Genomic DNA, 25,908 nt, shown 5'->3' on the forward strand with positions numbered 1-25,908 from the left:
GGCTGAATTACCCCCCGATTTCTGCTTTCAAAGAAACACGTCAAGGGAGGAATAAATGAAACGCTTTTACCTGACCGCCGCCATCGCGGCTGCGACGCTCGCCTTGCCGGCGCTGCCCGCGCTGGCCCAGACCGCCGAAGTCACCATCGGCATCACCACCACCACGACCGGCCCGGGCGCAGCCCTTGGCATTCCCGAGCGCAACGCGCTCGAATTCGTGCCGAAGGAGATCGGCGGCGTGCCGCTGAAGGTGATCGTGCTCGACGACGGCGGTGATCCCACCACGGCGACCACCAACGCCCGCCGCTTCGTGACCGAATCCAAGGCCGACATCATCATGGGCTCGGCGCTGACGCCACCGACCATCGCGGTCTCCAACGTCGCCAACGAAGCCGGCATTCCGCATTTCGGCCTGGCGCCGTTCCCGATCACGCCCGAGCGCATGAAGTGGTCGGTGGCGATGCCGCAGCCGATTCCGATCGTCGGCAAGGTGCTGTACGACCACATGAAGGCCAAGGGCGTGAAGACGCTCGGCTATATCGGCTACTCCGACTCTTATGGCGACCTCTGGTTCAACGACCTCAAGGCCCAGGCCGTGCCGATGGGCATGACCATCGTCGACGAGGAGCGCTTTGCCCGTCCCGATACTTCGGTGACCGGACAGGTGCTGAAGCTCGTTGCCGCCAATCCCGACGCGATCCTGGTCGGCGCCTCAGGCACCGCGGCCGCGCTGCCGCAGACCGAGCTGCGCGAGCGCGGCTACAAGGGCCTGATCTACCAGACCCACGGCGCCGCCAGCATGGACTTCATCCGCATCGCCGGCAAAGCGGCGGAAGGCGTGCTGATGGCCTCGGGCCCCGTGATGGATCCGGAAGATCAGCCGGACAGCGCGCTCACCAAGAAGCCCGGCCTCGCGCTCAACGCGGCCTATGAGGCCAAGTATGGCCCGAACAGCCGCAGCCAGTTCGCCGGCCATTCCTACGATGCGTTCGAGATCCTGAAGCGGATCATCCCTGTCGCGCTGAAGACGGCCAAGCCCGGCACGCCGGAATTCCGCGAAGCGATCCGCCAGGCATTGCTGTCGGAGAAGGACCTCGCGGCGAGCCAGGGCGTCTACAACTTCACCGAAAAGGACCGCTACGGCGTCGACGAACGCGCCCGCATCCTGCTGACGGTGAAGGATGGCAAGTACTCGCTGGTGAAGTAAGCGCGGCGCGATTGAGAGACGACGAGAGCCGGCCCGATGGGCCGGCTCTTTTGTTTTTGTGTGTCCGTGAGATCGAGTTGCAGTGGGCGTGAAATCAAATTGAGTTCGGCCAACAGCACCACTCTCTCCGTTCCCTCCCCCCTTGTGGGGGAGGGGGAGGGGGAGGGGCAGGGAGGGGGGTGCCACACGGGGATTCTTTCCTTCGCGCACCCGCCCTCAATGCATCGTCAACAACGGGTACCTTTTCCTGGGCTACCCCCCTCCCTAGCCCTCCCCCACAAGGGGGGAGGGAACGCACTTCCTGCGAGGTACGGGAAGGAGCCTCATCGCCTCGGGCTACGCCGCCTGCCGCAGCGGCGTCCACGCGAACTCGGGATAATAGCCATCCATCATGCGATCGACATAGGCGGTGAGATTCGGAAATCCCTCGGCGCGCTCGCGCAGGGCCGATTCGAAGAACGGCGTGAGGATGCCGGCGAGCATGCCGAAGGCGGTGGCGTCGACGCCGCAGGGCTTGTTGCCCATCAGGAAGGACTTGTCGCCGAGCTGCACCGACAGCGCGAACAGCGAGCGCACGGCAAGGTCGACATCGTCGTCGGGCCCATGGCGGCCGAGCCCCGAGAGCAGATAGTTCTCGGCGACGCGGAATTGCGCATCCTCGCGCAGCTTCTCGCGATTGTGCTCCGGCGCGCCGTCGAAGAAATGCGCAGGGCCCTTGGCGAAATTGACCGGATCGACCCAGCGGGCGCCGACCAGCCCCCAATAGACGTGATGCTCGATCATCCGTTCGAACGCCCAGGCCTGCGCCCGCTCGGCCAGTGAAAGACCGGCGTCGAAATCAAAGCCGTAGCGACGTTCGATATGGGCGCGGATGAAGGTGGAATCGGCCACCGCCTCGCCACCGTCGTCGATGAACGGCAGCTGCCCCTTGGGCGAGGCCGGCGGCATCGCCCGCTCCTTCCGGTAGGGCAGTCCCGCCATCTTGAGCTGCACCTCGGTCTTGGTGACGAAGGGGCTGATTTCAGGCAGGCCGAAGCCGGTGCCGAAGCCGTAAAGTGTGATCATGCGATCTCTCCTGGACCTCTCGAAAGTTTGGGGAACCTAGTGGCCGGCTGCTGCCACCATGGTGGCAGCAGTCGTGATATCTTCTGCGAAGCGAGCCCCTCGCCAGGCGCGGCACATCACGTGGCGGACCAGCGCGTCGGCGGCCCGAACCAGCGAGCCTGTCACTGCGCCGGCGAGGGCAAACCGGAGGTCGACGGCCATGAGATCGAGCGAAACGAGGCGGCCGAACACCGCCACGGACCATGCCTGGGCCCGCAGCATCGGAATGACCGGGCCGAAATGGGTTGGAATGATCATGGACAAATCCTCTTCAGTCGCTGTGTTGTCCCGGTATAGAACTCCCCTGCTGCCAACATCCTGTCAGCAGCCGCGCGCCGCTTTCTGAAAAGATCACCGATAAGAGAATTGTCATGAGACGCGCCGACCGGCTGTTTCAGATCATCCAGGTGCTGAGACGCACGCGTAAGCCCCTGACGGCGGATGCCATCGCGGCCGAGCTCGAGACCTCGAAGCGCACGATCTATCGCGACATCGCCACGCTGATCGGCCAGCGCGTGCCGATCCGCGGCGAAGCCGGCATGGGCTACATCCTGGAAAAGGGCTTTGACCTGCCGCCCCTGATGCTGACACCCGACGAGATCGAGGCCGCAGTGCTGGGCGCACAGTGGGTCGCGGGCCACGCCGATTCCGCGCTGGCGCGCGCGGCCGAAGACTTGATGGCCAAGATTGCCGACACTGTCCCCGAGCGCCTGCGCCCCTTCGTGCTGGAGCCGGCGAGCCGCGCCCGGCCAAGCTGGAACAGGGAGCCGGACCGTCTCGACATGGTGCGCACCCGCACACAGATCCACGAAGGCAAGAAGATCATGCTGCGCTATCGCGACGAGCAGGGCCGCGCCAGCGAGCGCATGATCTGGCCGATTTCGGTCGGCTATCTCGAAGCCGTGCGGCTGCTCGCGGCCTGGTGCGAACTGCGCGGCGACTTCCGCAGCTTCCGCACCGACCGCGTGGTAGACGCGAACTATCTCGACGAGAAATATCCGGAGCGTCGCGACGTGCTGCGCGCCAGATGGCGGCAGAGCCTGGTCTGGGGCCCGCCAAAGGACACGTGACGAGGATGCAGCAAGATTTCCCCACCGATCCGTCGAGCTATTGCCAGAGTTGCGGCGCGTGCTGTGGCTATTCGGCCAACTGGCCGCGCTTCTCGGTCGAGAGCGACGAAGAGCTTGCAGCCATTCCGGAGGCGCTCGTCAACGCGCGTCAATCCGGCATGCGGTGCGAGGGCGATCGCTGCTCGGCCTTGCAGGGGGAAATCGGGAAAGCGACCGCCTGCGGCATCTATGCCGTGAGGCCGGAGGTGTGCCGCACCTGCATGCCGGGCGATGCCGAATGCGCGATGGCGCGGCGGAAGTTCGGGTTGCCCGTGATCGTTAGCGCATGATCCGGACCCGGAGGGCCGCGTTAGCGCAAAGTGTGCAGCGGTTTTCCGCGAGACAAACGCAAAGCGTTTGCGCGGAGATTATACGCCAACAAGAAGCCGCTTAAGCCGGAACCGCTTCGCTGATCTCGTCGTCGATCTCGTCGTCCAGCGGTGCGAGCACCGAAAGCGGCTTGGTCGACAGCGTGATCGGCTTGCGCCCGCCCGACAGCGACGGCGAGGATTTCGCCGTGCTCTCGCGCGACAGCGCGTAAAGCGTCGAGCCGACGCGCCCGCCGTTCTCGATCAGGTCGCGCTCGTTGCAGCTCCCTGCGATCGCGACCGCCAGCGAGTGCAGATGGCTGCGGCGGTAGCAGAACAGCGCCAGCCTGGCGCGCGCGTCGGGGGAAACACTCTCAACCAGCCTCGGCAGGCCACTCTCGCTGGCGCGATACATCTCGCCAAGGAGCTCGTCGCGGACCGGGCAGAAATCGCTTTCAAAGGTATCGCGGCTTGAAAACATTGCAGTTCTCCCTCGTCTCAAGGAAGATGCAGTGCAATTCTCTAACGAAAGGTTAACCACCCTGGGCGGTAGTCACCCGGGGTGGTTGCGCCCTGGCCGCGAATCAGGGAGCCGGCGGACGGCTCACCTGTGGCCGTCCTTCGAGACGCCCGCCTTTGGCGGGCTCCTCAGGATGCGGTCTGTTTCTGCTGCAAGACTCCAACCCCTCATGGTGAGGAGGCGCGAAGCGCCGTCGAACCATGCCGGCCGGCGGCTTCTCCAGATGGCCACTAACTCAGTTCGCCGCCATGAAGATGGAGAGGCCGAAGCCGGTGAGGTGGTGCAGGGCCTGGTCGACGCCGATCAGGGTCCAGAACCAGGGATGCTGGAGGTCAACACCGAAATTGGCCGACACGAACCCCTTGGCGCGGTCGATCGTGATGTGGATCACGAAGTCGATCAGCGCCACGAACCAGAATTTCGGCGCCACGATCAGTATCAGCGGCAGTGCAACTGCAAGGTGAACCAGGCAGTGCACCAGAAGCGGCAGGGCCCAGCCATGCTTTTGGTCCTTGCCATGCGCCATCCAGGCGGTCTGGAGGACGAAATCGGCGATGATGTGCTTGAAGGTGAGCAGCAACATCCAGCCAATGAGCGCTTCGACCGGAACCGCCGATGACATGGGTGGAAACGACAAGGCTGACGCCCTCATTGACGTGACAAGAAAAATGGGAGCCGTTCAGCGCAACTTCTTCTTGGACCAGTTCTGGACCGGTCAAATCGCCGGGACGCGCGATTTATGACATCTCCCGCGGAGGAATGCAGCCGGGGGGAACCGGAAAATCGCCAAGTGTGGCTAACTGGTGATAGGATGACCAATCGCCGCGGACACGTCGCGTAAGGTTACCGTCGGCTCGAAATTTGCATTCCGCGACCTTCGCGCTATCATTGAAGACAGAGAATATCGTTCTTTTTTCAGACGCTTACGAATTAGAGGGCGCTCGCCGCGATCACATTCGCGAGCCACCCGCCACCGAAAGAATAAGGCCAGAGTGCTGCCATGAGTGCTGAAGGCCCCATTTCGTCGCTGACCGAGCCGCCGCCCCGGCGACCCAAGGTGATCAAGACCAATCAACAGCAGGTCTTCCTCTACGTCGTGCTGACCCTGCTGTTGTCGCTCGCCACCGTCTGGGGCGGCCGCGCCTTGCTGCACAATTCGGAAACGCTGACCTTTGCCGCCGGCGCTCCCAACAGCGAGGAGGCGTTGTTCGCGGCCAAGCTCGCCGCCGTGCTCAACGCCAACGCCTCGCGCTTCCGGATCAAGATCGTCAACAACGCAGACGGCGCCAAGGCGCTCGCGCAGTTCGACCGCAAGCAGGCCGATCTCGCCGTCCTGCGCACCGACGCCAAGGTCCCGTTGCGGGCGCGCACGCTGGCGATCCTCGAGCACGATCTCGTGCTTCTGCTCGGTCCCGGCAACAAGAAGATCAAGTCGATCGCGGAGCTGAAGAAGAAGAAGGTCGCGGTCGTCGCCGAGAGTGAAGCCTCCCTCGCCTTCGTCCGCAGCATTCTCGACATTCCCGACGGGCCGGAGGCCGCCAAGATCCAGATGGCGCCGCAGGGCGCAACGCTCGACAAGCTGTTCGCAGCATCGAACGGCTTTGGCGCGGTGATCGCTATCGTCCATGCCTCCAAGGCCGTCAGGGACAAGGGCTATGAGCAACTCGCCAAGCGCGGCGGCTTCACCCTCAATGCAATCGACGAGGCCAAGGCGCTGGCGCGCAGGCTTCCCGGCATTTCCAGCGAAACGCTGACGGCGGGCACGCTATCGACCTCGCCGCAAATCCCCGACGACGACCTCGACACGATCGGGCTCGAATGGCTGCTGGTCGCGCAATCCAGGATGTCCCCGACCACGGCAGGCGAGCTCGCCCGTGTCGTCTACGAGAACAAGCCTGCGCTCGGGCTCGACAACGGCTTTGCCACAAGGATCGAGCCGGCCTCCGTCGAGAAGGACGCCTTCGTGATGGCGCACCAGGGTGCGGCCGACTACATCAACGACGACACCAAGTCGTTCATGGAGAAGTACAGCGACCTGATGTATCTGGGCGCCGCCGCACTCAGTGTCATCGGCTCGATCTTCGCGGCGATCTACGCCAAGATCACCCGCATCGCGCCCGAGAAGGCCAGCGAGCTCTCTACCGCCATCCTCGACATCGGCGAGCGGATCGAACACGCCCACTCCCTGGATCAGCTCGAATGCCTCCAGGACGAGCTGGAGGGCATCCTGCGCGGTGCCGTCATCGGCCTCAGAGACGGCACGATCAGCACCGACGGGCTCGACACCTTCAAGCTGGGTTACGAATTCGTCCGCGACGAGATTGGCATGCGCCGCGACTATCTGAAACGTCACGCCGGCGAGACCGAGGAGACGGTGCAGGCCGGCGGCCCTGCCCAGCACGACGAGAGCAATGTCGTCGTGGTGAAGACCGCCCAAAGTGCCTGAGGCGCGGGGTTTTGCCCCCGTTCCTGTCGGATGTTCCTTGTCGAGGACACCGCTTTATTCGGGAACTGGCGTGTTCTGCAACCGTTGGTTCGCGACTACAACCGGAGACCGCAGCATGCGTGCACTCCTCATCCTCCTCCTTCTGGGAATGCTGGCGGCGGTCGGCTATTTTGCTTATTCCGCAATAGCGATCCAAGGTGAGCCGATCCCGACGGAAGGCTACGTGGCGCTGGCGCTGGCGCTGGGCGCGGGGTTTTCCGTCGTGGTCGGCATCGGGCTGATGGTGCTGCTGTTCTTCAGCAGCCGCCGCGGCTACGACGAGCCGCCCCATTTCAGGTAGGCACCGCCAACGACGGCGGCACAGACCGGCCAGCCCGGCGCAGCAGCGCCGGCAAAGCCGCCTGCCGTCGTTGACGGCCTCCCCCCGGACAGGCACTTTGGCGCCGACGTCCCAACCGGGGCCTCGAGACCTGCCCCGAGACAAAACAGCCTTCCCGCATGTTCAAGCCGCTGATCTCCGCTTTGGCCCAGTTCACGGCCGCCACGGCCGGCCGCAACATGACCAAGGCGGCCTACGTCGCGGTGACCGTGGGCGTGCTCAGCATGGTGCTGCTGACGGACAACCGGGCCAAGGGGGCGCGCGGCTGGGTCGACAGCCTGCTCTGGACCTGCCTCGCCTATTTCGTGTTCGAATGGCTGGTCCGGCTACGCCACATGAGGCAACAGGGACGGCTTTCGCTCTATGTGTCCTCCTCCGCCGGCATCGTCGATGCGATCGGAGCGCTGGCCGTGCCGGCCGCGCTTCTCCTTGGCGTCGACCCCAGGACGGCTTGGCTGCTCGGCGTGCTCTGGGTGTTGAAGGTGATTCCGGGCATTCCGGGACTGCGGCAGCTTCGTCGCGTGCTGGTGCTGGAATCGGGGCCGCTGGTCAGCGTGCTCGTGATCTTCCTGACCGTGGTCTTCCTCGCCTCCGTCGCCGAATATTTCCTGGAGCGGGACGTACAGCCCCAGACGTTCGGCAGCGTGCCGGCCGCGCTGTGGTGGGCGGTCGTCACGCTCACGACCACCGGTTACGGCGATGCCGTGCCGGTCACGCCGCTCGGGCGCATGGTGGCGGCCGCGGTGATGATCTCCGGCCTCGGCGTGTTCGGCCTCTGGACCGGCATCCTGGCGACCGGGTTTGCCGCCGAGACGCGGCGCGACAATTTTCTCAAGACCTGGGAGTCCGTCAGCAAGGTGCCGTTCTTCGCAGCGCTCGGGCCCGCCGCCATTGCCGACGTCACCCACATGCTGCGCACCATGGAGCTTCCTGCGCGCACCATGATCATCCGCAAGGGCGCGCAAGGTGATTGCATGTATTTCATCGCCGCCGGCGAGGTCGAGGTCGAGCTGCCCGGCAAGAAGGTGCAGCTCGGCGAGGGCGCCTTCTTCGGCGAGATGGCGCTGCTCGGCAACAACAAGCGCGGCGCCAACGTCTCGACCACGAAAGTGTCGCGGCTTCTGGTGCTCGATCTCGTCGACTTCCGCGTGCTGATGGCACGGCACCCGGACCTCGCCGAGACCATCGACGCGGAAGCAAGACGCCGCGCGCTCGAAAACAAGTAAGAAGGAGACAAGAATGTCGGACATCGCCGACGCGGCAACCAGCCCCGTGCTCGAAATCAACGGCGCACGCGCCACCATCCGCCTCAACCGGCCCAAGCATCTCAACCGGCTCCAGGCGGAGGATCTCGACGAGCTCGTCAGGCTGTTCGACCTGATCGAGGCCGATCCAGCCATCCGCGTGCTGGTGCTGACCAGCACCGGCCGCGCCTTCTCCGCCGGCTACGACCTCAACTCGGTCGCCGAGCGCGCCGTCAGCGCCCACGAGCAGCAGAGCGCGGGCTCGGCCTTCGAGGTGGTCGTCAACCGGCTTGAGGATCTCGGTGTGCCCACGATCTGCCGGCTCAACGGCGGCGTCTATGGCGGCTCGACCGACCTTGCGCTCGCCTGCGATTTCCGCATCGGCATCGACACCGCCGAGATGTTCATGCCGGCGGCGCGGCTCGGGCTGCATTACTACCGGAGCGGCATCAAGCGCTACGTGACGCGGCTCGGCCTCGACAATGCGAAGAAGCTGTTCCTGACGGCGCAGAAGATCAGCGCGCCGGAAATGCTGCGCATCGGCTACCTCACCGCGATGGTGCCGGAAGAGTCGCTCGACGAGGAGGTCGACAAGCTCGCCGGTATCCTCGCCGGCAACGCGCCGCAGGCCATGCGCGGCATGAAGCGCGCGATCAACGAATTCGCCCGCGGCGAGCTCGACGACCGCGCCGCCGACCAGCGCCACCGCGACAGCATGCGCGGCGACGAGATCAAGGAAGGCATCAAGGCGTTCGCGGAGAAGAGAGCGCCAAAATTCTGATCAGGCTCGCTTCGACCGCATCGCACGCACCTGCGTGAGCTTGGGATCGCGGACGAGCGCCTGGTAGCGTTTGCTGTCGACCGCGTAGATCGCGATCCGGCCCTCGCTGTCGGCATGAACGCCCCAGCCGAAGCGCTTGCCGAGGCTCGACGCCCTCATGCACGCCTGCCCCCGGGAAAAGAACGCTTCGCGAGCCGCATGCTTCTCCGTTTCCGTCGCCTTCACGTCGAGATCGCGTCCCGGCGCGGATGTCGCGAAGATCACGTCGTCGGAGGTGTACTTGTAGGGCGCCTTGGCGATCATCCCGTATTGAAGGCATGCCACCGTCGGCTTCCCCGCGCGGAGCGGCGGCTCCTCACCAGTACGCGCGGGACAGTCTTCAGCGACCTGGATGAAGGTATTGAAGCAGTTGGTCGTGTGCATCGGCTTCGTCATCTACAATCCAGGTTCATTCAACCATCGGCAACCGCGGCATGCTGCGCCGCCATCTCATCGTCGGCGGCATTGATCCGCTGGAACGCGGGACGCGCTGTCATGCGCTCGGCATAGCGGACGAAGACGTCCTTTTTCGGCACGATGCCGAACATCATGGTCCATTTGAACGCGACGCTCCACAATACATCAGCAGCCGTCATGCGTTCGCCGAGCAGGTACGGCCCCTTCGACAGCTGTGCTTCGAGCGCCCCCAGCATGGTGTCGTAATCGGCATAGGGCGACTGCGTGATCGGCGCCGGCTCGCGCTGCATGAACTTGTCGATCAGCGCCGGCTCGAACGAGGCGCCGTAATAGGCGATCCAGCGCAGGTATGGACCGCGCAGCGGATCGTTCAGCGCAGGCGTCAGACCTGCCTGCGGGAAGAGATCGGCGAGATAGATGGTGATCGCGACCTGCTCGGTCACCAGCGCCTCGCCATGGCGGATCGCCGGAACCTTGCCGAGCGGATTGACGGCGAGATAGGCGGGCTGGCGCTGCTCGCCGGCCTTCATGTTGAGGATATGGAGGTCGTAGGGCGCTCCCAGCTCCTCCAGCAGCACCCGCGTGCCGGTGGCGCGGCTTTGCGGCGAGTAATACAGCGTGATGCGGTTCGGATCGGTCATGGCTGGTCTCCTAGGTACTGGCTGGCGCCCCCTTCTTACGCACCCATACCTGACATCCTGTGTCAGGTATGATTTAAGGGCTCATGCGCGCGAGCCGGATGCTGTCGATCCTCACCACCCTCCAGGCCAAAGGGCAGGTCACTGCGCCTGAGCTTGCCGAGGCCTGCGAGGTCTCGGTGCGCACGATCTATCGCGACATCGATGCGCTCGCAGCCTCCGGCGTCCCTGTCTATGCCGATCGCGGCGCGGAGGGCGGCTATCGCCTGCTCGACGGCTACCGCGTTCGGCTGAATGGACTGTCGCAAAGCGAGGCCGGCGCGCTCTTCCTCGCGGGGCTCCCGGGCCCCGCTGCGGCGCTCGGGCTCGACGCGGCGATGATCGCCGCGCAGAACAAGCTGATGGCGGCCCTGCCGGTCCACCTGCGCGAAGACGCCGGACGGATGCAGGAGCGCTTTCATTTGGATGCACCGGGCTGGTTCGGCGAGGCGGAAGAACCAAGACATCTGCGCGCCATTGCCGGCGCCGCTCTGCGCGGGACACTGATCAAGATCCGCTACCAGAGCTGGCGCGCCGAGAAGCAGCGCCGCGTCGCACCGCTCGGCCTCGTGCTGAAGGGCGGCAGCTGGTATCTCGCAGGACAGGTCGACGGCAGCGTGCGCACCTATCGCGTGGCGCGCGTGCTCGACTGCACGGCGCTCGACGACCGCTTCGATCGCCCCGCCGATTTCGATCTCGCCGCCTATTGGCAGGCCGCGACGCTTCGCCTCGAGGCCGAGATGCATCCCAACGTCGCGGTGGTGCGGCTGTCGCCGCTCGGCGTCAAACTGCTCGACGCGCTGAGCCAGCCCTATGTCAAGGCACGAACACAGATCGAGGACAGCGCCGATGCGGACGGCTGGCGCATCGCGCGCGTGCCTGTCGGCAAGACATCCTGGCACGCCGCGGCCGAGTTGTTGCGGCTCGGCCCCGAGGCCGAGGTGCTGGAGCCCGCCGATCTCCGCGACAAGATGATCGAGATGACGCAGGCGATGGCCGCGCGCTATCGCGCGGCGCCGAAAGCCTGACGGCGGCATATTTCGCCGCGGGCCACGAAACAATCCTGAAACACGATTCTCCTCGTGCCGCGTGAACGCGATCGCATCTCGGCCCGACCGAGATGCAGGGACACAACAACGGCCCTAGCGCCATACTGGAGAATGAAGATGTTTCGTAAGCTTGCTCTTGGTCTGATCGCCGCCGGTTCGCTCGGCGTCGCCGCTCTCGCGCCCACCGCCGCCTCCGCCCACGGCTTCCATCACTGGGGCCATGGCTGGGGTCCGGGCTGGGGCTTCGGCGGTGTCTACGTCAACACCGGCGTCAGCAACTGCTACCAGGAGCGCGTTGTCCAGACCCGTCACGGCCTGCGCGTCCGCGTCGTGAACGTCTGCGCCTACGGGATCTACTGAGCCCGCCTGCATCGACTGGCGCAACCCCGGTCGCTCCGCGACCGGGGTTCGTCGTCTTAGCTCGCGAGCGCCGCCTGTGTCACGGAAGCGGCCTGTTCGTCCGCGAGGGAATTGCGCTCGGAGATCCATCGTTCGGCGCGCGAGCGCCGCAACGAAGGCGCGAACAGGAAGCCCTGGGCGACATCGCAGCCGATCCGGCGGATGATCTCGAGCGCCTCCGGACTTTCGACGCCCTCGGCCACCACTTTCATGTTGAACGCCTTGGCAAGCGCGACCGAAGCATCGACGATCTTCATCATGTCGTCGTCGGATTCGCAGCCCTTGATGAAGGACTGGTCGATCTTCAGCTCGCTGAACGGCAGCCGCACCAGGGCTGCGAGCGACGAATAGCCGGTGCCGAAATCGTCGATGGCCGTCCCGATCTTCTTGATCCGCAGCCGGACCAGGATGTCGTTGGCGCGGTCGACGTCGGCCATCGCCGAGGTCTCGGTGATCTCCACCGTCAGCGAGGTCGGCGAGATGTGTTCGCGGCGCAGGATCTCCTCGATGCGGTCGGGCAGGGTCAGATCCGACATCAGCGAGCCCGAGATGTTGACGGCAATGGTGAAGCCGGGATTGCGCTCGATCAGCTTGCGGCCCTGCGACATCGCCGACGACAGGATGCAATCGGTCACCTCGCGCATGATGCCGGCTTCCTCGGCGATCGGAATGAAGATCAATGGCGAGACCATGCCGAATTCGGCGCTCCGCCAGCGTGCGAGTGCCTCGGCGCCGACGACTCTTCCGGTCTCGAGCGCGATCTTCGGTTGAAACTCGACGAAGAACTCACCGTCGGCCAGTCCGCGCAGGATTCTCTCCGGCGTGATCCGAAGCTGCGGCGAGGCGGACAACGCGGCCAGCGGCGCGCGCTGCGGCAATTCCAATGCACTGCGCAGGCGGTTCAGATCGAGCGGCTTGGTCAGGCATCCGCCGACCGACAACTTCAGCCCGTTCGCGACCCGTCGCGTCGCCTTCATGATGCGATCATCGCAGCCGCTGATGATCACGATCGACATCGCGCGCAGCCCGGCTTCCGCAACGAAGCGCAACAGCTCCACGCCGTCCCGCTCGCCGAGCGACAAATCGAGCGCCATGATTTCGAAGGTGTCGCGGGCCAGAAGCTCGGTTGCGGCCTCAAAGGAGGACGCAACGACCGTCTCGTAGCCGAGCTTTGCTCCGATCTTGCCGATCAGAACGCGCTGCACCAGGTCGTCGTCGACCACCAGAAGACGGCCTCTCGTCGCACTCATCACCAATTTCTCCAGACGTCGGCGGCGTTGATGGCGCCAACATTAGAGCGGCGATCTCGCCCGGTTATGAATACAAGACAGCTAAAACTTTTCCGATCCGGAGGAATTCGTTAGGCACGTTTTTGAGGCCCTCAAGCGATTGATTCTTCTCGCACTTATGCGACGTGCGGCGGGACGGTACCCCAATGCTCTTCCTCATGCGCAAGTGCAATGAACGCGTCGTAAAGCTCGCTATCGGAAGCCGGCAAATGCCCGACAAATTACGGGGGCATCTTCAGCGGCGCGCGTCGATTGGCCCGGCCTGCCGTTGCCGGCGAAACCAAACCCACGTCTCACACGTGGTTCTGATGTAGCCGCGGCCGCGATGAACGATCTCACCGTCGACGATGGCGTTCAGCTTCGGCAGCGCGTGAAACGGGATCGAGGGATAGGCGTGGTGCTCGACGTGATAGGGCATGTTCCACGCGAACCATTTGACGATCGCAGCGGTGTAGGTGGTGCGCGTGTTCTCGAAAGCGCTGCGGGTGCGCTCGCAGCCGGTGTGCTCGGCATAGAGATAGGGCCGCAGGAAGAACTGCCCGATCACGAGCGGGACGATCCAGACCCAGAGCAGCAGCGCCGACGAGAACCACAGCGACAGTGCAAGCAGCAGGGCATACAGCGCGACATAGGCACGCGCCTCCCTGACGATGACGGCGCGCTTGCCCTCGGGGATCCAGGGCACGACGACCTTGCCGGTGATCGCGTGGCCGAGCATCAGCCGTAGACGGCCGGCGACCTGGAGCAGGCCGCTATAGGCGATTGCGAGCTGCGTGTCGGATGTCGGCTTCACGCCGACGATCAGCTCGGGGTCCTTGTCCGGGTCCTGGGTGTAGCGGTGATGATCCCAGTGAAACAGGCAGTAATATTCGTAAGGCAGGCCGATGATGAAGGCCGAAAGATTACCCACCGCAAGATTGAGGCCGCGGCTCTTGAACGCGGTCTTGTGCGCGGTCTCGTGCACCGCCATGAACAGGAAGGCGACGACATAGCCCTGCACCATCATCAATGGCAGCGCCCAAAGCACGCCCCATGTCGACGACACCATCCAGATCAGCGTGCCCACGAGCGCGATCATCGCGTAATGGCCAAGGCTCTGGCCTGCACCCCGGAGATCGGAGCGGACGGACAATTCGCGCAGCATCGCCGGCGTCAGCGGCTTCAGGCGATGGCCGGACTCTGAAACTGTCGCGTCGGTCATGATTGGATGCCTGTTCTATTTGTCGAGAAGTGCCGCGACCTCGACCTTGAGAAAGGCCTGGTCGCGCGGATTGCTGACGGGATTGCCGGCGCGATGGCCGTGCAGCGACGGGATCGGATGCAGCACGGCGGACTTGGCGTTCACCAGCCGGCCGAGCTCGTCCTCGTTGTCGCGGACATCGAAATAGCGATCGGTCGCACCCGGCATCAGCAGCATGTGCGCTTTGATCGCCGCCAGCGCGCGATCGAGATCGCCACCGAATGCCTCACACCGGCTGATGTCGCCCCGCTGCCAGATGCCGATCTGCGCCAGGAGATCATTGGCGTCGCGCCGCGCGAACGTCGCGTCCCAGGTGCGGACGAGATAGTCCTCCAGCGAGGTGAAGCCGGCCTCGCGCCAGAGCTCGTCGCGATAGAAGCCGTGCGACATCGCCCAGCCGGCATAGACGCGCCCCATGGCGCGATAGCCGGCGACGGGTTTCTCGACGAAGCGGCCGTCGCGGAAGGCGGGATCGGCGGTGAGCGCGGCCTTCACGCTTTCCAGGAAGACGTAGTTGTAGGGGGCGCAACGCGCGCTGCCGCAGACCACGGCGGCCCGCTCCACCATGCCGGGATGCAGCGCCGCCCAGTGATAGGCCTGCATGCCGCCCATCGACCAGCCATACACCAGGGCCAGCTTCGAGATGCCAAAGCGCTCGGTGAGGAGCCTGTGCTGGACCGCGACGGCATCGTGATAGGTCACCTCGGGGAACGGCGCGGCGGTGTTCGACGGCGAGGATGACAGGCCGTTGCCGAGCAGATTCGGGATGATGACGAAGTAGCGCGTGGTGTCGAGCACGCCGTCGGGCCCGATCAGCCATTCGGTGTCGGTGTGCTGTGCGCTGAACGAAGTCGGATAGAGGATGACATTGTCCCTGGCCGGGCTCAGCGTGCCGTAGGTCTTGTAGACGAGCTTCAGCGCAGAGAGCACGGCTCCTGACTGGAGCGTGACGTCGCCTGCCTCGAAGATCTGACCATCGCTTAGCGCCGTCATGCGTCCAACTCCCGCTCACGCGGCCGCAGAGCGCCGCGGCTTCCATCATGCATCGACCATGCCGGACCCGCAGCTGCGCCGTCGCAGAAGTTTTAATAACTGTACTTATAGTACAGTTATTAGCGGCCGGCAAGATAAATCCGCTTCTCCCGCCGGCTCAGGCGATGGCCGCAATGTAGCGCTCCACCGATGCCGCGAAGGCGGCCTTGGCGCCGCCAGCGATGTTGCGGCCCCACCACGCGCCATAGATGCGATCGAAGGCGAGCGGCTCGACGGCGGCTGCGATCCGCCGCACTGCGGTTGCGTTGAGCGGCATGTAGTTGGGATAGGAGTACATGAAGCTGACGAAGCGGCGGTCCATCGTCACCTGGGCGATGTCGCCGGTGAGCAGCGCGCCCCGGCCCTCCGCACTGCGCGCCGAATGCAGCATGGTGGCGCCGGCGAAATGTCCTTCGGTACGCAGCAGCAGCGCGTCGTCGGAGATCCGAAGGCTGTCGCCGGTCCAGTGCATGATCGAGGGATGCGGCCGCGTGACGAAGGCGCGATCGTCGGCGTGCAGATATATCGGCACGCCACCGAAAGCATCGCTCCAGTCGGCCACCGCGCCATAGTAGTGCGGGTGCGAGATCGCGATCGCCTTCAGCCCGCCGAGCGCTGCGACATATTGAATGGCGTCGTCGGTTGCGAGCGGAATGCAGTCCCACATCACGCAGCCGTCGCCTTGCGGCACCAGCAGTGCGCGCTGCCCGATGGCGAAGCTCGGCTCCAGGCCGATGCCGGTGAGGCCGAGATCGTCGCGTCCGACCAGCCGATGCGTCTGCATGAGTTGCTCGCGCGTGAGAAAGGTCTGCCCCTTCCAATTCACGAACTGCCGCTCGTCCTCGCAGATCAGGCAGGAGGCCGGCGGACTCCCGCCGTTCGGGAATTGCGCGCCGCAGGTTTCGCAGGTCCAGAGAGGCATAAGCAGAGCTCCGTGGCAGGATCGCAACATGACATCGCGGATGCGCCTTCAGCAAGGTCGATGAGCGGGGCGACTGGAACCAACGCAGAAAGCGCCCGTTACGTTCAGTTCAACGCCAGAACGATTGGCCAGGAGGATCGCGACACACGAACAGGTGAGTGGATCGCACAATGGATCGGCTACGGCCCGACCTTCCTGCGGCTCGGCGGCTTTGGCCTCGCCTCGATCGCGCTGTGGATGATGTTCGGCACCGCGGTCAAGAAGTACTGAGCCTCATCGAGATCACGGCGCAAATTGGCGGTTCAGACCGATCCTGAAGGTGTGAAGCTCGATGTCGCTGGCTGCAAGGCTGGCCGCTGGAATGGACAAGGTGAGCTGACGACCAAGGTTGAGATACAGATACTCCGCCTTGAGTGACCAATGCGGCGCGAACGCCCACTCTCCACCGCCGCCGACCGCGTACCCGACATTGTAACCGCTTGCCGCGGCATGACCGTCCAGTGCGCCCGGAAACCCGGGGATCGGGAAGTTGTTGGTCAGCCTGACATGGCTGCTGTCGAGACTTGCCTTGACATGCGCCCAGGCCAGACCGCCTGTCGCATAGAACAGCCAGTTGTGGCTGGCGTAACCGAGGCGGCCGCGCAGCGTGCCGAGATAATCGATGTCCTGCGTCACCGTCACGGTGCCGGTGTAATTGTCGAAATCGCCGACGAGGAAGACCGGGCGGAACGCATACGAGCCTGATGCGCGTCCGCCAATCCCGGCCGCGCTGACGTCGGCTTCAACACCGGCGACCAGATGGCCGCTCTGCCAATTGTAGCCCGCCTGCAGGCCGCCCAGCCAACCCGATTGATCGGCACCGAGCGTGAACGGAGCAGATGCCGTCGAGGTGAGATTGTTCACGCCGGGAAACATCGCCAGAAGCGCGGCGGGATCGACCCGCGCCGCGTTGCCGTCGCCGGTGCCGTAGCCGGCGTGAACACCGGCATAGAAGCCTGTCCAACTGAAGCCGGCCGGCAGCGGCGCTGGCGGAGCCTTGAGCGCGAAGTCGGCGGCCGTTGCATCGACGGCGCCGAGGGCACCAAGGCCAAGCGCCAGCAGAGCCGGCAGCCAATCGCGCGCACGAGGTGTCATTGGTCATTTCCTTCCAATCGGTCGATCGTTCGCCGGCGACGATAGGCAGGAAGCGATCCGCATTCGTGGCGAGGCGCGAAGCGCCGAATGGACTGAAATGAAAGACGGCGGCAAAGCCGGAGCCTGTTGCGATCCGGGCACACCGGGCTGCGGCACCTGGTCGCGGTCTCAGCACGCCATCGCGAATGGCTTATCACGCAATCCGGCGCTTTTGCCGTTGCGGCGCACCAGACTGACGATACAACCTGCAGGACATCGCCAACTCACTGCCTTTCTGATCGATGATCCAGCCTCAACTCTCATTCGACGGCGACCCGAATGGCCAGGCCTATGAAAGATGGCGCGAGCAGTTCTGCCGTCAGGTCGCCAATGTCGATTTCGTCCCGGTTGGAGAAGGGCGCGTTCACCGGACCATCGCGCCGGCCATTCTCCCCCGTCTCAGGCTCTCGGCCTCGTTTGGCTCGCCGATATCTTTCGTGTCGCTGGGGACGAATGACGAACTGGTGATTACGATGTCGCCCAATTCAGCGCTCAGCGGCGCCATGGGGCATCGTCCGCTGGAGGTTGCCGCGGGCGACGTCACGATCGGCGACCCCTCGATCAAGGGCGCTCGGATCACCCAGATAGGGCATGGCAATTTTCAGACCGCGCTGCTGCCGCGCAAGGCGCTGCTGCGCGCCTGCCCGAATGCGGAGGATCTGATTGCAGGGTCGATCCCCGGCGCCAATCCAATCACGTCGATGTTCGTCCGATATTACGATCTCGCGCACGCTTATGCCGACAAGCTCGCGCCCGCGGAGCTCGATGCGGTCTCGCAGCATCTGTTCGATCTCGCCGTGCTGATGATCGGGGCCCGCGGCGACGTCGCCGAGGAAGCGCGGACGCGCGGCCTTGCCGCAGCGCGCCTGGAGACTCTCAAATCCGACATCCTGGCGCAGCTGGACAGTCCCGCGCTGTCGCTCACCGTCCTGTCAGCCGCGCATCGGGTCAGCCCACGCACGATCCAGCTGCTGTTCGAGCAGGCCGGCATCACCTACAGCGGCTTCGTGCTGGAGCAGCGCTTGCTGCGCGCCGAGCGGCTGCTCCGAAACCCAGCCATGCGCACCCGCAAGATCATCGAGATCGCGCATCTCGCGGGCTTCCACGACGTCTCCTACTTCCATCGCGCGTTTCGCCGTCGCTTCGGGCAAACGCCGGACGATGTCAGGAAGCTTTCCGGCGAGAGCAAATAGAGCTTCCTTCTTGCGCGTTCTCTTGACGCGAATCGATAGCCCCTTCGTTCGAAAACGCTTTGGTCGAACTCGACCACGATCTTGCCGAAATGGCCGCCACCCTGCTGCATCAGCCGCAGCGCGTCCGGCACGGCATCGAAGCTGAACACGCGGTCGCTCACGGCACCCGGTCCGGGCACAGGCTCGGGCAGATCGGCCGGCTCCATTCCCTCGATCGACCAGTCGCGCGCGACCTGCCAGGCTTTCATGGGAGGCGCTCCCTCTCAGGTGCCGAAGCTCTTCTGCACCGCCTTGTCCAGCGTCTCGCCGCCGACAAACCGCTGGCGCAGCTCGCGCTTGAGCAGCTTGCCGCTCGGATTCTTCGGCAACGCATCCACGAAGATGACGCGCTTGGGCACCTTGAAATGCGCCATCTGGCCGGCGCAGTGCTTGATGACGGTTTCCTCGTCGAGCTTTTCGCCGCTCTTGACCACGACGATGGCCGTGACCGCCTCGATCCAGCGCGGGTCGGGCAGGCCGACGACGGCGACCTCCGACACGGCGGGAATGCGATAGACCATCTCCTCGACCTCGCGGCTCGCGACATTCTCGCCGCCGGTCTTGATCATGTCCTTGACACGGTCGACCACGGTGATGTGGCCCTCCTCGTCGACGGTCGCGAGATCGCCGGAGTGGAACCAGCCGCCGAAGAACGCCGCCGCGGTCTTTTCAGGATCGTTGTAATAGCCGGAGAGCAGATGCGGCGAGCGATGCACGATCTCGCCGACTTCGCCGACCTTGACGTCCTCCATCGACGTATTGACCACGCGCGTCTCGACATTGAGCACGGGCTTGCCGGCCGAGCCGGCCTTGCGCAGCTGGTCCTCCGGCCGCAGCACGGTCGCGAGCGGCGCGATCTCGGTCTGACCGTAGAAATTCCAGAATCTGACATTGGGCAGGCGGCGCTGGAGTTCGAGCAGCACCTCCACCGGCATGATCGAGGCGCCGTAATAGCCTTTCTGCAAGGTCGACAGATCGGTCTTGTCGAAGTTCGGCGAGCGCAGCATCGCAATCCAGATCGTCGGCGGCGCGAAGAACGACGTGATCTTGTGCGCCTGGATCAGCGCGAGAATGTTGTCGGCGGTCGGCTTGCCCGTGATGACGCCGGAGGCGCCAAGATAAACTTGCGGGCCCAGGAACACGTCGAGCTGGGCGCAGTGATAGAGCGGCAGGGCGTGCAGGAACTTGTCGTCCACGCTCATGCCGCCGTCGATGATGCAGCTGACATACTGCCACATCACCGCTTCATGGGTCAGCATCGCCCCCTTGGGCAGCGATTCCGTGCCTGAAGTGTAGACGATCTGCGCAAGATCGCGACTGTCGACCGACGCGTCCAGGAACGAGCCGTCGGCATGGAGCAGATCGTCGAAGGTGGTGAGGCCCGCGGGCGCCGACGCGGAATCTTCGCCCGGCAGCCAGATCATCTTCTCGACCGCGCAATCCTTCGCGCTTGCGGCCTTGGCCGGATCGACGAAATCAGGACCCGTCGCCAGCAGCTTTGCCCCAGAGCTCCTCAGGATGAAATTGATCTCGTCGGGATTGAGCATGAAGTTGATCGGCACCAGCACCGCGCCGATCCGCGCCGCGGCGAAGCGCAGCGCCGCGAAGGCATGCGAGTTGCGCGAGAGAACCGCGATGCGATCACCCTTCTTGACGCCGAGGCCGAGCAGGCCGCGGCCGAGCCGATTGCAAACCGCATCCATCTCGGCAAAGCTCCAGCTGACCTTGCCGCAGCTCACGGCGAGCTTGTGCGGTTCGCGGGCCGCGGAGCGGCGCAGCAGATCGCCGATCGAATGCTCGCGAGCTTTCGCGATCGTGGCTACGGTCTCGCTGGACATATCCATCCCCTGAACTTCTGATGTTTGGCTTGGCCGCCCGCCTCGACGCCAATGAGGCGCGGCGCTTGCCGCTTTTGCTCCGCGGACCGTAATTGCGTCAATTGACCACGTCAAATCGCTCTCCGCGCCGGCGCCGTCGCGCAAGACCTTGCACTCCTCGGAGGCAAATCTAGGCTTTCAGCAACAAGAAACTTTACAGAGGGAAATGTTCATGTGCCGGAATACTCGCTTTGCCGTCACCGTTGGATTGCTGTTCGCGTCTCTGCTCGGTTCGGCTTCAGCCCAGCAGGCGCCGCTCAAGATCGGGGTGCTCTCCGATTTCTCGTCGGTCTATTCCGACATCGGCGGCCAGGGGAATGTCGAGGCCACCAAGATGGCGATCGAAGATTTTGGCGGGCAGATGTTCGGCAAGCCGATCGACATGGTCGCGGCCGACGTGCTCAACAAGCCCGACGTCGCCTCCACCATCGCGCGTAAATGGTGGGAGACCGAAGGGGTCGACATGATCATCGACCTGCCGACCTCGGCCACCGCGCTCGCGGTGATGGAGCTGTCGAAGCAGTACGAGAAGATCATGATCGTGACGGATGCGGCCAGCTCCGACATCACCGGAAAGTCCTGCTCGCCCTACACCGCGCACTGGACCTACGACACCTATGCCAACGCCCACACCGTCGGCAGCGCCATCGTCAAGAACGGCGGCGACACCTGGTTCTTCCTCACCGCCGACTACGTATTCGGCCATTCGGTCGAGCGCGACACCGGCGATGTCGTGAAGGCGGCGGGCGGCAAGGTGCTCGGCAGCGTCAAGCATCCGCTCAACACAGCCGATTTCTCCTCGTTCCTGTTGCAGGCCCAGGCGTCCAAGGCCAAGATCATCGGGCTTGCCAATGGCGGCGGCGACACCATCAACGCGATCAAGCAGGCCGGCGAGTTCGGCATCGTCGCCGGTGGCCAGAATCTGGCGGCGATCGTGATGTTCATCTCCGACGTGCACAGCCTCGGCCTCAAGCTTGCGCAAGGCCTGATCATCACCGAGGCCTATTACTGGGATCTCAACGACAAGACCCGCGCTTTCGGCAAGCGCTTCATGGAGCGGGTCAAGCGGATGCCGACGATGAACCAGGCCGCGACCTATAGTGCAACGTTGCACTATCTGAAGGCAGTGCAGGCCGCCGGCACCCGCGACACCAAGACGGTGATGGCGAAGATGCGCGAGCTGCCGGTGAAGGACGCCTTCACCGACAACGGCGTGCTGCGCGAGGACGGCCGCATGGTCCACAGCATGTACCTGTTCCAGGTGAAGAAGCCGGAGGAGTCGAAGGCACCGTGGGATTACTACAAGCTGCTCGCCGAAGTGCCCGCTGACCAGGCGTTCCGCCCGCTCAAGGACGGCGGCTGCCCGCTGGTGAAATGAGGCAGCCCGGATCAGGCCGATGGCAATCCGTTGAGCAGGCCTGGCTCGTCCGCTTGACCAATCAGGGCGGACGAGCGGCGACGACGCGGAGCCAAAAATACAGGCACTGACCCTCGCGCCAGCGTCTGATCTGCATCAAGTTGCGATGCAGAAATTGGCTGCAATGTTGAGGCTGCCCTCCCCGCGCCATCAGCGGGCCGGGCGCACGTTTCTCAACAGTGGGCGCCGCCTCACGGCGTTTTGAACAGATGAAATTCACTCCGGGTCGCGTCATCGCCGCGATCGCCGTCCTCGTTGCTGGCGGCGGCTATTACTATTGGCAGCACCGCGATACCAACACGCTGCCGGCAGGCTTCGCCCGCGGCAACGGACGCATCGAAGCGGTCGAGATCGATATCGCGACCAAGACGCCGGGCCGGATTCGCGAGATCCTGGTCAACGAAGGCGACCTCGTGCGCGCGGGCCAGGTTCTGGCGCGTATGGACACCGAGCAATTGCAGGCCCAGCGCCGCCAGGCCGAGGCGCAGTTGCAGCGCGCCGCCATCAATGTCGAGACGGCCAAGAGCCTGGTGAATCAGCGCGAGGCCGAGCGCAAAGCGGCCGAGGCCGTGGTCGACCAGCGCATCGCGCAGCTCGACACCACGAGCCGCAAGCTCGATCGCTCCGAAAAATTGATCAAGACCAGTGCCGTGTCGCAGCAGGTCCTCGACGACGACCGCTCCGCCAACGCCACGGCGAAGGCGGCGCTCGCCGCATCCCACGCCCAGGTCGCCGCATCGGAGGCCGCGATCAGCTCCGCGCGCGCCATGGTGATCGACGCCGGCGCTTCGGTCGACGCGGCAAAGGCCGCGATCGAAAGCATCAATGCCGACCTCAACGACAGCGTGCTGAAGGCGCCGCGCGACGGTCGCGTGCAATATCGCGTGTCGCAGCCGGGCGAGGTGCTGGCCGCCGGCGGCCGCGTCCTCAACATGGTCGATCTCGGCGACGTCTACATGACGTTCTTCCTGCCGACGGCCGACGCCGGCCGCGTCGCGATCGGCGCCGAGGTCCGTCTCGTGCTCGACGCCATCCCGCAATATGTGATCCCCGCCAAGGCCACCTTCGTCGCCGACGTCGCGCAATTCACGCCCAAGACGGTCGAAACCGAGGAGGAGCGCCAGAAGCTGATGTTCCGCATCAAGGCGCATATCGCACCCGATCTGCTGCGCCAGCACGTCGAGCATGTGAAGACCGGCCTGCCGGGCATGGCCTATGTGCAGCTCGATCCGGCCGCGCAATGGCCCGACAACCTCAAGATCAAGCTGACGAGATGAGCACGACTGCCGCAGCCGAAGCACCGTCTGCCGTCGGCAGCGTGGTGCATCTGGAAGGCGTAGGCCTGAGCTACGGCAAGGCCCGGGCGCTCGAGTCCATCACGCTCGACCTGCCGGCCGGGTGCATGGTCGGGATGATTGGCCCCGACGGTGTCGGCAAATCCAGCCTGCTGTCGCTGATCGCCGGAGCTCGCGCGATCCAGCAGGGGCACGTCCACGTGCTCGGCGGCGACATGGCAAGCTCGCGCCATCGCCGCAACGTGTGCCCCGACATCGCCTATATGCCGCAGGGGCTCGGCAAGAACCTCTATCCGACGCTGTCGGTGTTCGAGAACATCGACTTCTTCGGCCGCCTGTTCGGACATCACAAGGTGGAACGGGAGAGGCGGATCGCCGGCCTGCTGCGCGACACTGGTCTCGCGCCGTTCGCCGATCGGCCCGCCGCAAAGCTGTCCGGCGGCATGAAGCAGAAGGTCGGCCTGTGCTGCGCCCTGATCCACGATCCCGAGCTCTTGATCCTGGACGAGCCGACCACCGGCGTCGATCCCCTGTCGCGGCGCCAGTTCTGGGAGTTGATCGCCTCGATCCGGAGCAGCCGGCCCGGCATGAGCGTGATCGTCTCGACCGCCTATATGGAAGAGGCGGCGCAGTTCGATTTCCTGATCGCGATGAACGCCGGCCGCGTGCTGGCGACCGGAACGCCCGCCGAGCTGAAGCGGCAGACCGGCGCCGAGACGCTCGACGAGGCCTTCATCCGCCTCTTGCCCGAAGCCGATCGCGGCGACCATACCAAAGTGGTGATCCCGCCGCGGGGCGACGGCCATGAGGAGATCGCGATCGAGGCCGATCACCTGACCCGGCGATTCAACGGCTTCGTGGCGGTAGACGACGTCAGCTTCCGTATCAGGAAGGGCGAGATATTCGGCTTTCTCGGCTCGAACGGATGCGGCAAGACCACGACCATGAAGATGCTCACCGGCCTTCTACCGGTCAGCGGGGGCACTGCACGGCTGTTCGGCAACACCATCGATGCCGGCGACATGTCGGTGCGGCGGCGCATCGGCTACATGTCGCAAGGCTTCTCGCTCTATTCGGAGCTCACGGTCGCGCAAAATCTCGATCTCCACGCGCGCCTGTTCCAGCTGCCGGCGGAGACCATCGGCCCGCGCATCGGCGAGATGGTCGCCCGGTTCGATCTTGCCGACGTCACCGATGCCCTGCCCGACGCCCTGCCGCTCGGGCTGCGGCAGCGATTGTCGCTCGCCGTCGCGATGATCCATGCGCCGGACATCCTCATCCTCGACGAGCCGACCTCCGGCGTCGATCCGATCGCGCGCGACCGCTTCTGGCAGATCCTCGCCGAGCTCTCCCGCAAGGACAACGTCACCATCTTCGTCTCGACGCACTTCATGAACGAGGCCGAGCGCTGCGACCGGGTCTCGCTGATGCACGCCGGCAAGGTGCTGACGTCGGACACGCCCGCGGCCATCGTGGCCGCACGCGGCTCCGCGACGCTGGAGCAGGCCTTCATCGCCTGCCTGGAAGAGGCGATCGCCGACACCTCGGATGCAGCCATCCAGCCGGCAACCGCACCGGCCGTACCGGCCGGGACGACGGCAGCGCCGCGCAAGCGCGGCATGACGTTCAACCCGACCCGCATGCTCGCCTATTCCCGGCGCGAGGCGCTCGAGCTGCGGCGCGATCCGATCCGCGCCACGCTCGCGATCCTCGGCAGCGTGCTGCTGCTGTTCGTGCTCGGCTACGGCATCAGCATGGACGTCGAGAACCTGACCTTCGCCGTGCTCGACCGCGACGACAGCGCGATCAGCCGCGACTACAGCCTCCAGATCGCGGGGTCGCGCTATTTCACCGAGAAATCCCCCATCATCGACTATGCCGATCTCGACCGCCGCATGCGTGCGGGCGAGATCGGCCTCGCCATCGAGCTGCCGCCCGGCTTCGGCCGCGACGTCAGCCGCGGCCGCCATGTCGAGATCGGCGCCTGGGTCGACGGCGCCAATCCGACGCGGGCCGAGACGCTGCGCTCCTACGCCCAGGCGATCCACGCCGCCTGGCTGGCGCAGAAGGGCCGCGAGCTCTATGGCGAGGCGGCGATCGCCGGCTCCTACCAGCTCCAGCTGCGCTACCGCTACAATCCGGACGTCCGGAGCGTCGTCGCCATGGCGCCCGGCATTATCCCGTTGCTCCTGATCATGATCCCTGCGGTGCTCGCCGCACTCGCCGTCGTACGCGAGAAGGAGCTCGGCTCCATTGTCAATTTCTACGTCACACCAGTGACGCGGCTCGAGTTCCTGCTCGGCACCCAGCTGCCCTACGTGGTGCTGGCCTTTGGCAATTTCCTGCTGCTGGTCGCCTTTGCGCTCGTCGTCTTCCGCGTTCCTTTCACGGGCAGCTTCCCGACCTATGCGGCCGCCGCGCTGCTGTACGTCACGGCCACCACCGGCATCGGGCTGGTCATCTCGGCCTTCATGAAGAGCCAGATCGCCGCGCTGTTCGGAACTGTGCTGATCACGCTGATTCCCGCGATCCAGTATTCGGGCCTGATCGATCCGGTCTCCTCGCTGCAAGGGGCCGGCAAGATGATCGGCCTTGTCTATCCGACCAGCTATTTCGTGACCATCTCGCGCGGCGCATTTTCGAAGGCACTGGGATTCGGCACGCTCCACAACGAGCTCCTGGCGCTCGCCGTCATGATCCCGGTGCTGGTCACCGCAGCTGCGCTGCTCCTGAAGAAACAGGCCCGCTGACC

At 64.8% G+C, this 25,908-nt stretch carries 27 protein-coding genes; 14 read left to right on the top strand and 13 right to left on the bottom strand.

The features are described from left to right. Positions 1 to 55: 55 nt before the first annotated feature. On the top strand, positions 56 to 1,207 hold the full coding sequence (locus tag UNPF46_RS11640; protein ID WP_097660036.1) for an ABC transporter substrate-binding protein: 1,152 nt from the start codon (positions 56 to 58) through the stop codon (positions 1,205 to 1,207). Between the two features lie 336 nt (positions 1,208 to 1,543). On the opposite strand, the gene UNPF46_RS11645 is transcribed toward UNPF46_RS11640, so the two are convergent. Further along, positions 1,544 to 2,272, bottom strand: coding sequence for a glutathione S-transferase family protein (locus UNPF46_RS11645; protein ID WP_100175185.1), 729 nt, complete (start codon positions 2,270 to 2,272; stop codon positions 1,544 to 1,546). A gap of 36 nt (positions 2,273 to 2,308) precedes the next feature. Beyond that, positions 2,309 to 2,569 (bottom strand): hypothetical protein, encoded by a 261-nt coding sequence (locus UNPF46_RS11650; protein WP_100175184.1) that lies wholly within the window; start codon positions 2,567 to 2,569, stop codon positions 2,309 to 2,311. A 113-nt stretch (positions 2,570 to 2,682) separates the two neighbouring features. Between UNPF46_RS11650 and UNPF46_RS11655 the strand changes: the two genes are divergently transcribed. Both UNPF46_RS11655 and UNPF46_RS11660 read left to right on the top strand, forming a co-directional pair. After that, positions 2,683 to 3,381 carry a helix-turn-helix transcriptional regulator gene (locus UNPF46_RS11655; RefSeq protein WP_097660039.1) on the top strand — a complete coding sequence of 233 codons (699 nt, stop codon included), beginning with the start codon at positions 2,683 to 2,685 and terminating at the stop codon, positions 3,379 to 3,381. 5 nt (positions 3,382 to 3,386) lie between these two features. Continuing rightward, positions 3,387 to 3,710, top strand: a complete 324-nt coding sequence (locus UNPF46_RS11660; protein WP_174718743.1) for a YkgJ family cysteine cluster protein — start codon at positions 3,387 to 3,389, stop codon at positions 3,708 to 3,710. A gap of 100 nt (positions 3,711 to 3,810) precedes the next feature. Here UNPF46_RS11660 and UNPF46_RS11665 read toward each other — a convergent pair whose 3' ends face one another. Both UNPF46_RS11665 and UNPF46_RS11670 read right to left on the bottom strand, forming a co-directional pair. Beyond that, on the bottom strand, positions 3,811 to 4,209 hold the full coding sequence (locus tag UNPF46_RS11665; protein ID WP_142250097.1) for a hypothetical protein: 399 nt from the start codon (positions 4,207 to 4,209) through the stop codon (positions 3,811 to 3,813). Between the two features lie 274 nt (positions 4,210 to 4,483). Continuing rightward, positions 4,484 to 4,831: a DUF3307 domain-containing protein gene (locus UNPF46_RS11670; protein WP_174719270.1), complete on the bottom strand. Its 348-nt coding sequence runs from the start codon at positions 4,829 to 4,831 to the stop codon at positions 4,484 to 4,486. A gap of 417 nt (positions 4,832 to 5,248) precedes the next feature. Between UNPF46_RS11670 and UNPF46_RS11675 the strand changes: the two genes are divergently transcribed. From UNPF46_RS11675 to UNPF46_RS11690, 4 genes are all read left to right on the top strand, one after another. Further along, positions 5,249 to 6,694: a TAXI family TRAP transporter solute-binding subunit gene (locus tag UNPF46_RS11675; RefSeq protein ID WP_100175180.1), complete on the top strand. Its 1,446-nt coding sequence runs from the start codon at positions 5,249 to 5,251 to the stop codon at positions 6,692 to 6,694. A gap of 115 nt (positions 6,695 to 6,809) precedes the next feature. Then, positions 6,810 to 7,034, top strand: a complete 225-nt coding sequence (locus tag UNPF46_RS11680; RefSeq protein ID WP_142250098.1) for a hypothetical protein — start codon at positions 6,810 to 6,812, stop codon at positions 7,032 to 7,034. Positions 7,035 to 7,192: 158 nt separating this feature from the next. Continuing rightward, on the top strand, positions 7,193 to 8,299 hold the full coding sequence (locus tag UNPF46_RS11685; RefSeq protein ID WP_142250099.1) for a cyclic nucleotide-gated ion channel: 1,107 nt from the start codon (positions 7,193 to 7,195) through the stop codon (positions 8,297 to 8,299). Positions 8,300 to 8,312: 13 nt separating this feature from the next. Further along, positions 8,313 to 9,098, top strand: a complete 786-nt coding sequence (locus tag UNPF46_RS11690) for an enoyl-CoA hydratase/isomerase family protein (protein ID WP_142250100.1) — start codon at positions 8,313 to 8,315, stop codon at positions 9,096 to 9,098. On the opposite strand, the gene UNPF46_RS11695 is transcribed toward UNPF46_RS11690, so the two are convergent. Then, positions 9,099 to 9,533: a DUF6157 family protein gene (locus tag UNPF46_RS11695; RefSeq protein ID WP_181769890.1), complete on the bottom strand. Its 435-nt coding sequence runs from the start codon at positions 9,531 to 9,533 to the stop codon at positions 9,099 to 9,101. A 17-nt stretch (positions 9,534 to 9,550) separates the two neighbouring features. Further along, entirely contained in the window at positions 9,551 to 10,195 is a 645-nt protein-coding gene (locus tag UNPF46_RS11700) for a glutathione S-transferase family protein (RefSeq protein WP_142250101.1), read from the bottom strand. 83 nt (positions 10,196 to 10,278) lie between these two features. Here UNPF46_RS11700 and UNPF46_RS11705 point away from each other — a divergent pair, with 83 nt between their 5' ends. Then, positions 10,279 to 11,259 (top strand): helix-turn-helix transcriptional regulator, encoded by a 981-nt coding sequence (locus UNPF46_RS11705; protein WP_142250102.1) that lies wholly within the window; start codon positions 10,279 to 10,281, stop codon positions 11,257 to 11,259. 138 nt (positions 11,260 to 11,397) lie between these two features. Beyond that, entirely contained in the window at positions 11,398 to 11,640 is a 243-nt protein-coding gene (locus UNPF46_RS11710; protein WP_142250103.1) for a hypothetical protein, read from the top strand. 56 nt (positions 11,641 to 11,696) lie between these two features. Here the strand turns inward: UNPF46_RS11710 and UNPF46_RS11715 are convergent, their stop codons facing one another. The 4 genes from UNPF46_RS11715 to UNPF46_RS11730 form a co-directional block, all read right to left on the bottom strand. Next, positions 11,697 to 12,929 carry an EAL domain-containing response regulator gene (locus tag UNPF46_RS11715; protein WP_142250104.1) on the bottom strand — a complete coding sequence of 411 codons (1,233 nt, stop codon included), beginning with the start codon at positions 12,927 to 12,929 and terminating at the stop codon, positions 11,697 to 11,699. Positions 12,930 to 13,203: 274 nt separating this feature from the next. After that, entirely contained in the window at positions 13,204 to 14,169 is a 966-nt protein-coding gene (locus UNPF46_RS11720; protein WP_142250105.1) for a fatty acid desaturase, read from the bottom strand. A gap of 15 nt (positions 14,170 to 14,184) precedes the next feature. Beyond that, positions 14,185 to 15,201 (bottom strand): alpha/beta fold hydrolase, encoded by a 1,017-nt coding sequence (locus tag UNPF46_RS11725; RefSeq protein WP_142250106.1) that lies wholly within the window; start codon positions 15,199 to 15,201, stop codon positions 14,185 to 14,187. A gap of 157 nt (positions 15,202 to 15,358) precedes the next feature. Beyond that, a complete protein-coding gene (locus UNPF46_RS11730; protein WP_142250107.1) occupies positions 15,359 to 16,162 on the bottom strand; it encodes an MBL fold metallo-hydrolase in 804 nt (267 codons plus the stop codon). 60 nt (positions 16,163 to 16,222) lie between these two features. Here UNPF46_RS11730 and UNPF46_RS38240 point away from each other — a divergent pair, with 60 nt between their 5' ends. Further along, positions 16,223 to 16,432: a hypothetical protein gene (locus UNPF46_RS38240; protein WP_246668637.1), complete on the top strand. Its 210-nt coding sequence runs from the start codon at positions 16,223 to 16,225 to the stop codon at positions 16,430 to 16,432. A gap of 12 nt (positions 16,433 to 16,444) precedes the next feature. Here the strand turns inward: UNPF46_RS38240 and UNPF46_RS11740 are convergent, their stop codons facing one another. Continuing rightward, a complete protein-coding gene (locus UNPF46_RS11740; RefSeq protein WP_142250108.1) occupies positions 16,445 to 17,296 on the bottom strand; it encodes an outer membrane protein in 852 nt (283 codons plus the stop codon). Between the two features lie 512 nt (positions 17,297 to 17,808). On the opposite strand from UNPF46_RS11740, the gene UNPF46_RS11745 reads away from it, so the two are divergent. Further along, positions 17,809 to 18,528 (top strand): helix-turn-helix transcriptional regulator, encoded by a 720-nt coding sequence (locus tag UNPF46_RS11745; RefSeq protein WP_245448096.1) that lies wholly within the window; start codon positions 17,809 to 17,811, stop codon positions 18,526 to 18,528. Here UNPF46_RS11745 and UNPF46_RS37425 read toward each other — a convergent pair. Both UNPF46_RS37425 and UNPF46_RS11755 read right to left on the bottom strand, forming a co-directional pair. Next, a complete protein-coding gene (locus tag UNPF46_RS37425; RefSeq protein WP_181769891.1) occupies positions 18,450 to 18,776 on the bottom strand; it encodes a hypothetical protein in 327 nt (108 codons plus the stop codon). The two genes, UNPF46_RS11745 and UNPF46_RS37425, sit on opposite strands and share 79 nt — an antisense overlap. A gap of 15 nt (positions 18,777 to 18,791) precedes the next feature. Beyond that, complete coding sequence (locus tag UNPF46_RS11755; protein WP_142250109.1) at positions 18,792 to 20,405, bottom strand: acyl-CoA synthetase; 1,614 nt, start codon at positions 20,403 to 20,405, stop codon at positions 18,792 to 18,794. A 211-nt stretch (positions 20,406 to 20,616) separates the two neighbouring features. On the opposite strand from UNPF46_RS11755, the gene UNPF46_RS11760 reads away from it, so the two are divergent. The 3 genes from UNPF46_RS11760 (at position 20,617) to rbbA (ending at position 25,906) form a co-directional block, all read left to right on the top strand. Then, positions 20,617 to 21,822: an ABC transporter substrate-binding protein gene (locus tag UNPF46_RS11760; protein ID WP_142250110.1), complete on the top strand. Its 1,206-nt coding sequence runs from the start codon at positions 20,617 to 20,619 to the stop codon at positions 21,820 to 21,822. A 248-nt stretch (positions 21,823 to 22,070) separates the two neighbouring features. Next, positions 22,071 to 23,138 carry an HlyD family secretion protein gene (locus UNPF46_RS11765; RefSeq protein ID WP_142250111.1) on the top strand — a complete coding sequence of 356 codons (1,068 nt, stop codon included), beginning with the start codon at positions 22,071 to 22,073 and terminating at the stop codon, positions 23,136 to 23,138. Then, entirely contained in the window at positions 23,135 to 25,906 is a 2,772-nt protein-coding gene (rbbA, locus tag UNPF46_RS11770) for a ribosome-associated ATPase/putative transporter RbbA (protein ID WP_181769892.1), read from the top strand. The genes UNPF46_RS11765 and rbbA overlap by 4 nt, the downstream gene beginning before the upstream one ends. Positions 25,907 to 25,908 lie beyond the last annotated feature (2 nt).

The sequence above is a fragment of the Bradyrhizobium sp. UNPF46 genome (assembly GCF_006658625.1).
GTDB classification, from domain to species: Bacteria; Pseudomonadota; Alphaproteobacteria; order Rhizobiales; family Xanthobacteraceae; genus Bradyrhizobium; species Bradyrhizobium nitroreducens.

What these genes read in the sequence shown, in the direction of transcription:
- UNPF46_RS11640 (WP_097660036.1), top strand. Translation starts at nt 56, where the DNA reads ATGAAACGCTTTTACCTGACCGCCGCCATCGCGGCTGCGACGCTCGCC.
- UNPF46_RS11645 (WP_100175185.1), bottom strand. Translation starts at nt 2,272, where the DNA reads ATGATCACACTTTACGGCTTCGGCACCGGCTTCGGCCTGCCTGAAATC.
- UNPF46_RS11650 (WP_100175184.1), bottom strand. Translation starts at nt 2,569, where the DNA reads ATGATCATTCCAACCCATTTCGGCCCGGTCATTCCGATGCTGCGGGCC.
- UNPF46_RS11655 (WP_097660039.1), top strand. Translation starts at nt 2,683, where the DNA reads ATGAGACGCGCCGACCGGCTGTTTCAGATCATCCAGGTGCTGAGACGC.
- UNPF46_RS11660 (WP_174718743.1), top strand. Translation starts at nt 3,387, where the DNA reads ATGCAGCAAGATTTCCCCACCGATCCGTCGAGCTATTGCCAGAGTTGC.
- UNPF46_RS11665 (WP_142250097.1), bottom strand. Translation starts at nt 4,209, where the DNA reads ATGTTTTCAAGCCGCGATACCTTTGAAAGCGATTTCTGCCCGGTCCGC.
- UNPF46_RS11670 (WP_174719270.1), bottom strand. Translation starts at nt 4,831, where the DNA reads ATGTTGCTGCTCACCTTCAAGCACATCATCGCCGATTTCGTCCTCCAG.
- UNPF46_RS11675 (WP_100175180.1), top strand. Translation starts at nt 5,249, where the DNA reads ATGAGTGCTGAAGGCCCCATTTCGTCGCTGACCGAGCCGCCGCCCCGG.
- UNPF46_RS11680 (WP_142250098.1), top strand. Translation starts at nt 6,810, where the DNA reads ATGCGTGCACTCCTCATCCTCCTCCTTCTGGGAATGCTGGCGGCGGTC.
- UNPF46_RS11685 (WP_142250099.1), top strand. Translation starts at nt 7,193, where the DNA reads ATGTTCAAGCCGCTGATCTCCGCTTTGGCCCAGTTCACGGCCGCCACG.
- UNPF46_RS11690 (WP_142250100.1), top strand. Translation starts at nt 8,313, where the DNA reads ATGTCGGACATCGCCGACGCGGCAACCAGCCCCGTGCTCGAAATCAAC.
- UNPF46_RS11695 (WP_181769890.1), bottom strand. Translation starts at nt 9,533, where the DNA reads ATGACGAAGCCGATGCACACGACCAACTGCTTCAATACCTTCATCCAG.
- UNPF46_RS11700 (WP_142250101.1), bottom strand. Translation starts at nt 10,195, where the DNA reads ATGACCGATCCGAACCGCATCACGCTGTATTACTCGCCGCAAAGCCGC.
- UNPF46_RS11705 (WP_142250102.1), top strand. Translation starts at nt 10,279, where the DNA reads ATGCGCGCGAGCCGGATGCTGTCGATCCTCACCACCCTCCAGGCCAAA.
- UNPF46_RS11710 (WP_142250103.1), top strand. Translation starts at nt 11,398, where the DNA reads ATGTTTCGTAAGCTTGCTCTTGGTCTGATCGCCGCCGGTTCGCTCGGC.
- UNPF46_RS11715 (WP_142250104.1), bottom strand. Translation starts at nt 12,929, where the DNA reads ATGAGTGCGACGAGAGGCCGTCTTCTGGTGGTCGACGACGACCTGGTG.
- UNPF46_RS11720 (WP_142250105.1), bottom strand. Translation starts at nt 14,169, where the DNA reads ATGACCGACGCGACAGTTTCAGAGTCCGGCCATCGCCTGAAGCCGCTG.
- UNPF46_RS11725 (WP_142250106.1), bottom strand. Translation starts at nt 15,201, where the DNA reads ATGACGGCGCTAAGCGATGGTCAGATCTTCGAGGCAGGCGACGTCACG.
- UNPF46_RS11730 (WP_142250107.1), bottom strand. Translation starts at nt 16,162, where the DNA reads ATGCCTCTCTGGACCTGCGAAACCTGCGGCGCGCAATTCCCGAACGGC.
- UNPF46_RS38240 (WP_246668637.1), top strand. Translation starts at nt 16,223, where the DNA reads ATGAGCGGGGCGACTGGAACCAACGCAGAAAGCGCCCGTTACGTTCAG.
- UNPF46_RS11740 (WP_142250108.1), bottom strand. Translation starts at nt 17,296, where the DNA reads ATGACACCTCGTGCGCGCGATTGGCTGCCGGCTCTGCTGGCGCTTGGC.
- UNPF46_RS11745 (WP_245448096.1), top strand. Translation starts at nt 17,809, where the DNA reads ATGTCGCCCAATTCAGCGCTCAGCGGCGCCATGGGGCATCGTCCGCTG.
- UNPF46_RS37425 (WP_181769891.1), bottom strand. Translation starts at nt 18,776, where the DNA reads ATGAAAGCCTGGCAGGTCGCGCGCGACTGGTCGATCGAGGGAATGGAG.
- UNPF46_RS11755 (WP_142250109.1), bottom strand. Translation starts at nt 20,405, where the DNA reads ATGTCCAGCGAGACCGTAGCCACGATCGCGAAAGCTCGCGAGCATTCG.
- UNPF46_RS11760 (WP_142250110.1), top strand. Translation starts at nt 20,617, where the DNA reads ATGTGCCGGAATACTCGCTTTGCCGTCACCGTTGGATTGCTGTTCGCG.
- UNPF46_RS11765 (WP_142250111.1), top strand. Translation starts at nt 22,071, where the DNA reads ATGAAATTCACTCCGGGTCGCGTCATCGCCGCGATCGCCGTCCTCGTT.
- rbbA (WP_181769892.1), top strand. Translation starts at nt 23,135, where the DNA reads ATGAGCACGACTGCCGCAGCCGAAGCACCGTCTGCCGTCGGCAGCGTG.